General features: G+C 59.9%; 7 protein-coding genes, 1 tRNA gene and 1 pseudogene. 7 read left to right on the top strand and 2 right to left on the bottom strand.

Going from position 1 to position 6,582, the window contains the following annotated elements; all coding sequences use genetic code 11:
* Positions 1-189: 189 nt before the first annotated feature.
* Positions 190-792, top strand: coding sequence for an MBL fold metallo-hydrolase (locus tag M3436_18230; GenBank protein MDQ3565944.1), 603 nt, complete (start codon positions 190-192; stop codon positions 790-792).
* A gap of 402 nt (positions 793-1,194) precedes the next feature.
* On the opposite strand, the gene M3436_18225 is transcribed toward M3436_18230, so the two are convergent.
* A tRNA-Gly gene (locus tag M3436_18225) sits at positions 1,195-1,268 on the bottom strand.
* A 158-nt stretch (positions 1,269-1,426) separates the two neighbouring features.
* Entirely contained in the window at positions 1,427-2,239 is an 813-nt protein-coding gene (locus M3436_18220; GenBank protein MDQ3565943.1) for a hypothetical protein, read from the bottom strand.
* Between the two features lie 367 nt (positions 2,240-2,606).
* Between M3436_18220 and M3436_18215 the strand changes: the two genes are divergently transcribed.
* The 6 genes and pseudogenes from M3436_18215 to M3436_18190 all read left to right on the top strand — a co-directional run bounded on the left by M3436_18215 (position 2,607) and on the right by M3436_18190 (position 6,468).
* Entirely contained in the window at positions 2,607-3,008 is a 402-nt protein-coding gene (locus M3436_18215) for a response regulator (GenBank protein MDQ3565942.1), read from the top strand.
* Positions 3,008-3,925, top strand: a complete 918-nt coding sequence (locus tag M3436_18210) for an MBL fold metallo-hydrolase (protein ID MDQ3565941.1) — start codon at positions 3,008-3,010, stop codon at positions 3,923-3,925. Before M3436_18215 ends, M3436_18210 begins: the two co-directional genes overlap by 1 nt.
* A gap of 22 nt (positions 3,926-3,947) precedes the next feature.
* Complete coding sequence (gene thiS / locus M3436_18205; protein MDQ3565940.1) at positions 3,948-4,145, top strand: sulfur carrier protein ThiS; 198 nt, start codon at positions 3,948-3,950, stop codon at positions 4,143-4,145.
* Positions 4,146-4,200: 55 nt separating this feature from the next.
* On the top strand, positions 4,201-4,998 hold the full coding sequence (locus M3436_18200) for a thiazole synthase (protein ID MDQ3565939.1): 798 nt from the start codon (positions 4,201-4,203) through the stop codon (positions 4,996-4,998).
* Positions 4,999-5,434: 436 nt separating this feature from the next.
* Positions 5,435-5,731 (top strand): annotated as a pseudogene (locus tag M3436_18195) (SAM-dependent DNA methyltransferase).
* A 2-nt stretch (positions 5,732-5,733) separates the two neighbouring features.
* Positions 5,734-6,468 carry a transposase gene (locus M3436_18190; GenBank protein MDQ3565938.1) on the top strand — a complete coding sequence of 245 codons (735 nt, stop codon included), beginning with the start codon at positions 5,734-5,736 and terminating at the stop codon, positions 6,466-6,468.
* Positions 6,469-6,582 lie beyond the last annotated feature (114 nt).

Here is a 6,582-nt window from a genome sequence, read left to right as displayed (position 1 = left end):
TCTAATTGTCCGTCGTTCATGATGGTCTTCATCCTCCCATCATGAACAGTCGCCGCCTTACTTCAGACTCATCTTGTATTAGAAATAAGCCCTCCCTTCAGACTCATCTTGCATTGGAATAGACTCCGGGTACACCACGGGACCAAGGATCGACTATAATCCCGAAGGTTCGGTGAGCAGATACGACACATGCGCGAAATAGTGCCCGACATCTTCACCTGGTCGTGGTTTTCGGAACCCCACGGCTACGATTTTAATGGCTATCTCCTTCGCCACGCGGCGGGTAACCTGTGTATCGATCCTGCCACGCCGAGCGACGAGGTGCTGAAGGAAATTACGCGGCTCGGTGTCTCTCGCATCCTGCTGACCAACCGCAACCACGCGCGTGCGGCCAACCGCGTGCGCGCCGCCACCTCCGCGAAGGCCGCCATCCACCCGGAGGATGCGGTGCACGCCCGCAGCCGAGGGGCTGAAATCGATGAGGCACTGCGGATCGGAGACCAGATCGGACCGCTGGAGGTCGTCGGCGTACCTGGAAAGTCGCCGGGGGAGATCGCGCTCCACTGGAGGGCGCGCGGGGTCTTGATCGCGGGCGACGCGGTGATCGGTCATCCTCCGGGGTGTTGCGGGCTGCTCCGCGAGCAAGTGATGGATGATCCGGTGCGCTTGCGGCAGAGCGTGCGGAACCTTCTCGACTTCGACTTAGACACGCTTTTAGTCGGAGACGGCGTATCTATTCTGGAAGGCGCCAAAGACCGGCTGCGAGAACTGGTGCAGAGGTTTCCGAACTGAGCGCGCTCGGAACAAACTTTGGAGTATGCGAAGCCGCGGGAAGGGCGCGTTCAAACCGATTCGCTGGCGGCAGGGCATGAACCTAATATCTCACAAACAAACCGGCCCTGGCCCATTTAATCAGAAGCGCGCCTTTCGCCAACGCCCCACCCCATGACGCCGCCGGCGCATGACCGGCCGGCTCTGGCTGAACAGCGAACAGACCGAGCGCGTGGTCGAACTACGGCGCGCGCGTTGAGCTTCAGTGCCCCCCTCACATCGAGGATCGCGCCGGTGGTGTAGCTCGCCGGCTTTTTGGCGCGGCGCGGCGGTCGGGCAGTAAATGCCCGATAAGTATGTCCAGCAAGGATCTCGTCGCCCTGGCGTGTATGTCCGCTATGTCGTAACCAGGTGCGTGGAGGTTGGAGCGGGTGATGGGAATCGAACCCACGCCACCAGGTTGGGAACCTGGAGTTCTACCATTGAACTACACCCGCGATACGTGAAATTCTAGCGCGTTGTCCCGGCGGCTCACAACTTTTCCAATACCCGCCGTTTGCGGCGGCACTTTAGCCTTGGCGCTTCCAAAGGGGCGTAGTGCACCCCTCCCCTTTGGCCGCCTGCCGGGTAGCTACCCCGCAGGCGAAATATTCTTTCACTTTCCGTTCTTGTAACCGCCGACCACGGCATCCTCCGACCAAGGTAGATGGCGGTAACGGCTGGTGTCGTTCTCGCCGAGAAACGGGTGTTTGATGATATCGAAATACGGTGAATCATCGAATTCCTTCGGCGTATACAAACGTGGATTGCGGATGTAGACACGCAGTTTTCCCCCACCCCCTCGTTGCATTATCGGCCTTATCGGATAGGCTACACTCTGGAACGCCTCGACCAGCATCGTCGCACAGGTACAGCGCGTGTTCACGCCGGCGTGGTGCTCGAACAAGGTCGAGCGCCAACGCCTGGGGAGGAGGCCGTAGGGCAACATAAAACGCGCCAGATCCAATAACTGGCGCACGTCATAATCATGGCCGAGCCGCTTGATGGCGCTCGCCACCACTTGCTGCGCGTCCTGCCTGGAGATATTGGCGGGCCGGCAGAGCCGGAGATGATGATCTTTGTAATGGCTCAGCGGCGTGACCACCGTGCCTCGACCCATGAGCGCCTCGACGAGCAGTTGGGCGCTGGGATCGCCTTGATAAAATTTCGACAAGCGCTCGCGTAACGCCGGGCTGTCGATGTCATGAATGCGCCCGGTATAGAGTGCTGCATGGGTCCAGACGCTCTGGGTAATGGTCTTGATGACCTCGCTCAAGCGCGTCCTGCCCTCGATTAAGATCACATCGCAGGGCCGCAGCTCGTAGCTCAAGCGCTCGAAATCAACGAGCGGCACATCGCCTCCCGGCCGCTCAGCCGTCAGCCAAGCCGTCGCCTGCGCCCAAAGCCAGGTTTGTAGTGCCCGAAACATTCTTGGAACCTGTCGCGAGATACGGGCTTTCTGTGCCGAACTGCTTCACCACCGGTGATGCGGGATGTGAAATAATAGCAAATCTAGAACCGCGCTTGATCGTGCCGGTGCTATAACATCCACATGGCGAGCCTAAGAGACCGGTGCAACGTAGAGCGCCGTAAGAATTCGGAATCGCCGCCGGAAGAACCGAGATACGCTCACGGATAGCGAACGCGATTACCCCAGGCCAAGATGCGATCCTTACAATATGGTATGTTATCCGTCCTTTTAACTAAGGCCTTCGTCGCGCCTCGAATCAGTTGCGGGGCCAAGTGTTTTGGGAACCTTTCCTAGAGGGCGTTTCTCTCTAACGCGTTGAATTACGATGAATAACTGCACCCCGACGATCGTGGTCGTGGACGACAGTCCGGCCGTCAGGCGCTTCTCTACGAGCAGTATGGCGCCGCTCGATGTCAACGTACTGTTATTTGCGACGGCGGAAGAGTCGCTGGCCTACCTGAACGATTCCGAAGCCGCGCTGGTATTCTTGGACATCATCATGCCGGGCAAGGATGGTTTGACCTTTCTTGAAGAATTCCGGCGCAACCTGTTGCATCAGCATACGCCCGTGATAATGATCAGCGCCAAGGATTACCGCCAGGACCGGAGCATCGCCAAGCGTCTCGGAGCCACCGAGTTCGTGGCCAAACCCGTTGCTAGCAAAACCATTCAGGAGCTGACCGTCAAGTATACCCATGCGCAGGTCCGCCAAGCGGCAACCGGGTGATGCACGAGGCTTATCTTCGCTTTTGGGGCGTGCGCGGCTCCTATGCCGTACCGGCGGCGACCCACCTGCGAGTGGGCGGCAATACCTCCTGTGTCGAGATCCGCGCCGATGATCACGTCCTCATCTGCGACGCCGGGACCGGGATCATCGGTTTGGGTGACAAGCTACTCGGAGAGGCCAGGCGCCTGCCTCTCATGGTGCTAGTTACACATTATCACTGGGACCATATTTGCGGCCTCCCGTTTTTTCAGCCGGCGTTCAAATCCGGGTGGGATATCCAGTTTTTCGGGCCGGGCCCCAACGGCGCCGAGATGGAAAAACGCCTATCAAGTCAGATGAAATCGCCCTATTTCCCGGTGGAGACCGAAAGCTGGATCGCCGACATTCGCTATTTGGAGCCTCGCCGACCTTGTCTGGATCATGGTCCGATCCGGATCACTTATCACCATGTCCATCATCCCGGGCGCACCTACGGGTACCGGATGGAAGTCGCCGGCAAAAGCATCGCCTACGTTCCCGATCACGAGTATCTATTTCAGGCGCGCTCGCTCGAGAGCCGCGCACATGAGTTTTCCGCCGCCGACCGGCAATATCTCGCGCATATCGAGCGGGAGGAACGGACCTCCGAGACGGCATTGATACACGGCGCCGATGTTCTCATTCACGACGCGCAGTACACGCCGAAACAATATGCCGAAAAGCGCGGCTGGGGCCATTCGTGTTTCATCGACGCCGTCAACCTGGCGATCGACACCGAGGTCAGGGCGCTGTACCTCTACCATCATGATCCCGCGACCGCCGACGCCGACCTGGATAAAATCCACGCGCAATCGCTTAAGATCATCGCGGCGCGCGGCTCGGCGCTGAAGTGCTACGTCGCGCAAGAAGGCATGACCTTAAACCTCTCGGAAATTTAACGGTTCGGGATCGCCTTCGTCAATGAAGATCCTCGTGAACGGCGCTGAAATGGTGATCCCAGAAGCGGCCACGATCGACCATCTGCTCGATCTACTCGAATTCAAAGGCCGCTTCGCCGTCGAGATCAATGGCGAAATCATAGCGCGCAGCCAGTACGCGCACCATCGGCTGGCCGCCGATGACCGCGTCGAGGTCGTGCGCGCTATCGGCGGGGGCTAAGCCCGGGCTGCGCAGTAACTTTTGCAGAGCTTCCCTAAACGAGGTTAGCGAGCGTATGCCAGGCCAAATCACCGAAGAAGACTTCCTCACCATCGCCAATGTGCGGTACCGCTCGCGGCTTTTGGTCGGGACCGGGAAATACCGCGATCTGGAGCAGACGCGCCTCGCGATCGAGGCGAGCGGCGCCGAGATCGTGACCGTGGCGATTCGGCGCACGAATATCGGCCAAGACCCGAGCCAAGCCAATCTGCTGGATGTACTGCCTCCGAGCCGTTATACGTTTTTGCCGAATACCGCCGGGTGCTACGACGCGCAATCCGCCATCCGGACCTGCCGGCTAGCGCACGAGCTGCTCGAGGGTCACACCCTGGTGAAGCTCGAAGTGCTCGGCGATGAGAAAACCCTGTTTCCGGCCATACCTGAAACGCTCGACGCCGCCGCGACGCTCATCGCGGAAGGCTTCCAGGTCATGGTCTACACCAACGACGATCCGGTCATGGCCAAGCGCTTCGAGGCCATGGGCTGCGTCGCGGTGATGCCGCTCGCCGCGCCGATCGGCTCGGGGCTCGGCATACGCAATCCCTATAACATCCGCACCATCGTCGAAAACGCGGGCGTGCCGATCTTGGTCGACGCCGGTGTCGGCACGGCCTCCGACGCGGCCATCGCCATGGAGCTCGGCTGCGACGGGGTGTTGATGAACACCGCGATCGCCCAGGCGAAAGAGCCGGTCTTGATGGCCTCGGCCATGCGCAAGGCCGTCGAGGCCGGCCGCGAGGCCTATCGCGCCGGACGCATTCCGCGGCGCGCCTACGCCAGCGCCTCTTCCCCGATCGAAGGCCTGTTCTTTTGATCTACTACTTCTCGATTTCCTCGCGCCGCGCGCAGATTATGCGGGGGTGGGATGGGTGCCGATGAGGCGTTTGAGGCTGGTTTAGCGGATGGCGGACGGGGCGGCGGTGAGCTGATGGCCTTTGGAGGTGAGAGGATAGCGCTCGCTGACCGAAACGACATACTTTTTGAAATCGAGCAGTTGCACTCCCGCGCGGGTCAGAAAGGTGAACATGCCCCCTGGATGACCAGAGGCAGCATCGTCCCGCGAAAGACAGCCCGATCAAAGCCGGACAAGACGGCAGCCCACGCACCGGCGTGGCAAGGTGCAGCTCATCAACGCCACCGAGTGGTTCAAGCCGCTGCGCAAGAACCTCGGCAAGAAGAACTGCGATCTCTCCGCCGAGCCCGATCCGCTGCGCGGCCTGTTTGCGCATCCGATCGTAGGGGCAGACCTTCGGGACTGCCCTGTCGTCGAATACGAGCCCGACACCGATCTGCGCGACACCGAGCAGGTACCGCTGCTGGAAGAAGGCGGCATCGAGGCCTTCCTGTGCCGCGAAGTCCTGCCGCACGCGCCTGATGCCTGGTATGTGCCGGACAGCGTCAAGACCGGCTACGAGATCAGCTTCACCCGCTACTTCTACAAGCCGCAGCCGCTGCGCACGCTCGAAGAGATCCGCGCCGACATCCTCGCGATCGAGAAGGACACCGAGGGGCTGCTCGGCGAAATCATCGGGGGAGGCGGTCGATAAGCGTGCTTTTCGACCCTGAACGCCAGCATCGGCGCTCGATACGCCTGCGGGGATACGACTACACACAGGCGGGGTTGTATTTTGTGACCATCGTTGTCCAAGATCGTGCCTGCCTGTTCGGGGAGGTCGTGGACGATCACATGCGGTTAAACGATGCCGGGCGGATGGTAGCCGCCGAATGGGATGCATTGTGCTTCCGGTTCATCAACATTGATCTGGATGCATTCGTCGTGATGCCTAATCACATCCACGGCGTCATCGTCATCACCGGAACCATCGGCCCAGACGGTTCAACCGTACCCCTCGTGGGCACGCAATCCACGACAGGGGCGCATACCACCGCGGCAACCGTAGGGGCGGCCCTTGTGGGTGCCCAATCCACGACGGGCGACATTGTAAGGGCGCCCCTTGTGGGTGCCCCACCAACCGGCGCCCAAACAGGGGCAACCACAAGGGTTGCCCCTACGTTGGGCAAAATCGTCGGGACATTGAAATCATTGACAACCGTTGCCTATACGCGCGGGGTCAAAACGCAGGGATGGTCACCGTTTCGCGAGCGATTGTGGCAACGCAATTATTTCGAACACATCGTTCGCAACGAAGAATCCTTGCACCGCATCCGGCAATACATCGCGGACAACCCTGCCCACTGGACGGACGACCCGGAAAACCCGCAGGGAATCGTAGTCAGCTATAACAAAGAGGCGAGAATCCTCAGAATATGGGGATGGCAATAGCCAGCAACCCATAACGCAGGAGGTATTCTCGCCATGAAGAAGCGTAACTATCGTGCTCAGAAAGTCAACGAGATTCGGTGGGAAGAGATGGCCGATCGGGTCAAGGACAAGGTG

Source organism: Pseudomonadota bacterium, assembly GCA_030859565.1.
In the GTDB taxonomy this organism is placed as follows: Bacteria; Pseudomonadota; Gammaproteobacteria; order JACCXJ01; family JACCXJ01; genus USCg-Taylor.
This window is presented reverse-complemented; position numbering and strand designations above follow the sequence as displayed.

Bases quoted from the DNA above. Each gene is read 5' to 3' on its own strand.
- M3436_18210 (MDQ3565941.1), top strand. From the start codon at position 3,008: ATGCACGAGGCTTATCTTCGCTTTTGGGGCGTGCGCGGCTCCTATGCC.
- M3436_18220 (MDQ3565943.1), bottom strand. From the start codon at position 2,239: ATGTTTCGGGCACTACAAACCTGGCTTTGGGCGCAGGCGACGGCTTGG.
- thiS (MDQ3565940.1), top strand. From the start codon at position 3,948: ATGAAGATCCTCGTGAACGGCGCTGAAATGGTGATCCCAGAAGCGGCC.
- M3436_18215 (MDQ3565942.1), top strand. From the start codon at position 2,607: ATGAATAACTGCACCCCGACGATCGTGGTCGTGGACGACAGTCCGGCC.
- M3436_18200 (MDQ3565939.1), top strand. From the start codon at position 4,201: ATGCCAGGCCAAATCACCGAAGAAGACTTCCTCACCATCGCCAATGTG.
- M3436_18230 (MDQ3565944.1), top strand. From the start codon at position 190: ATGCGCGAAATAGTGCCCGACATCTTCACCTGGTCGTGGTTTTCGGAA.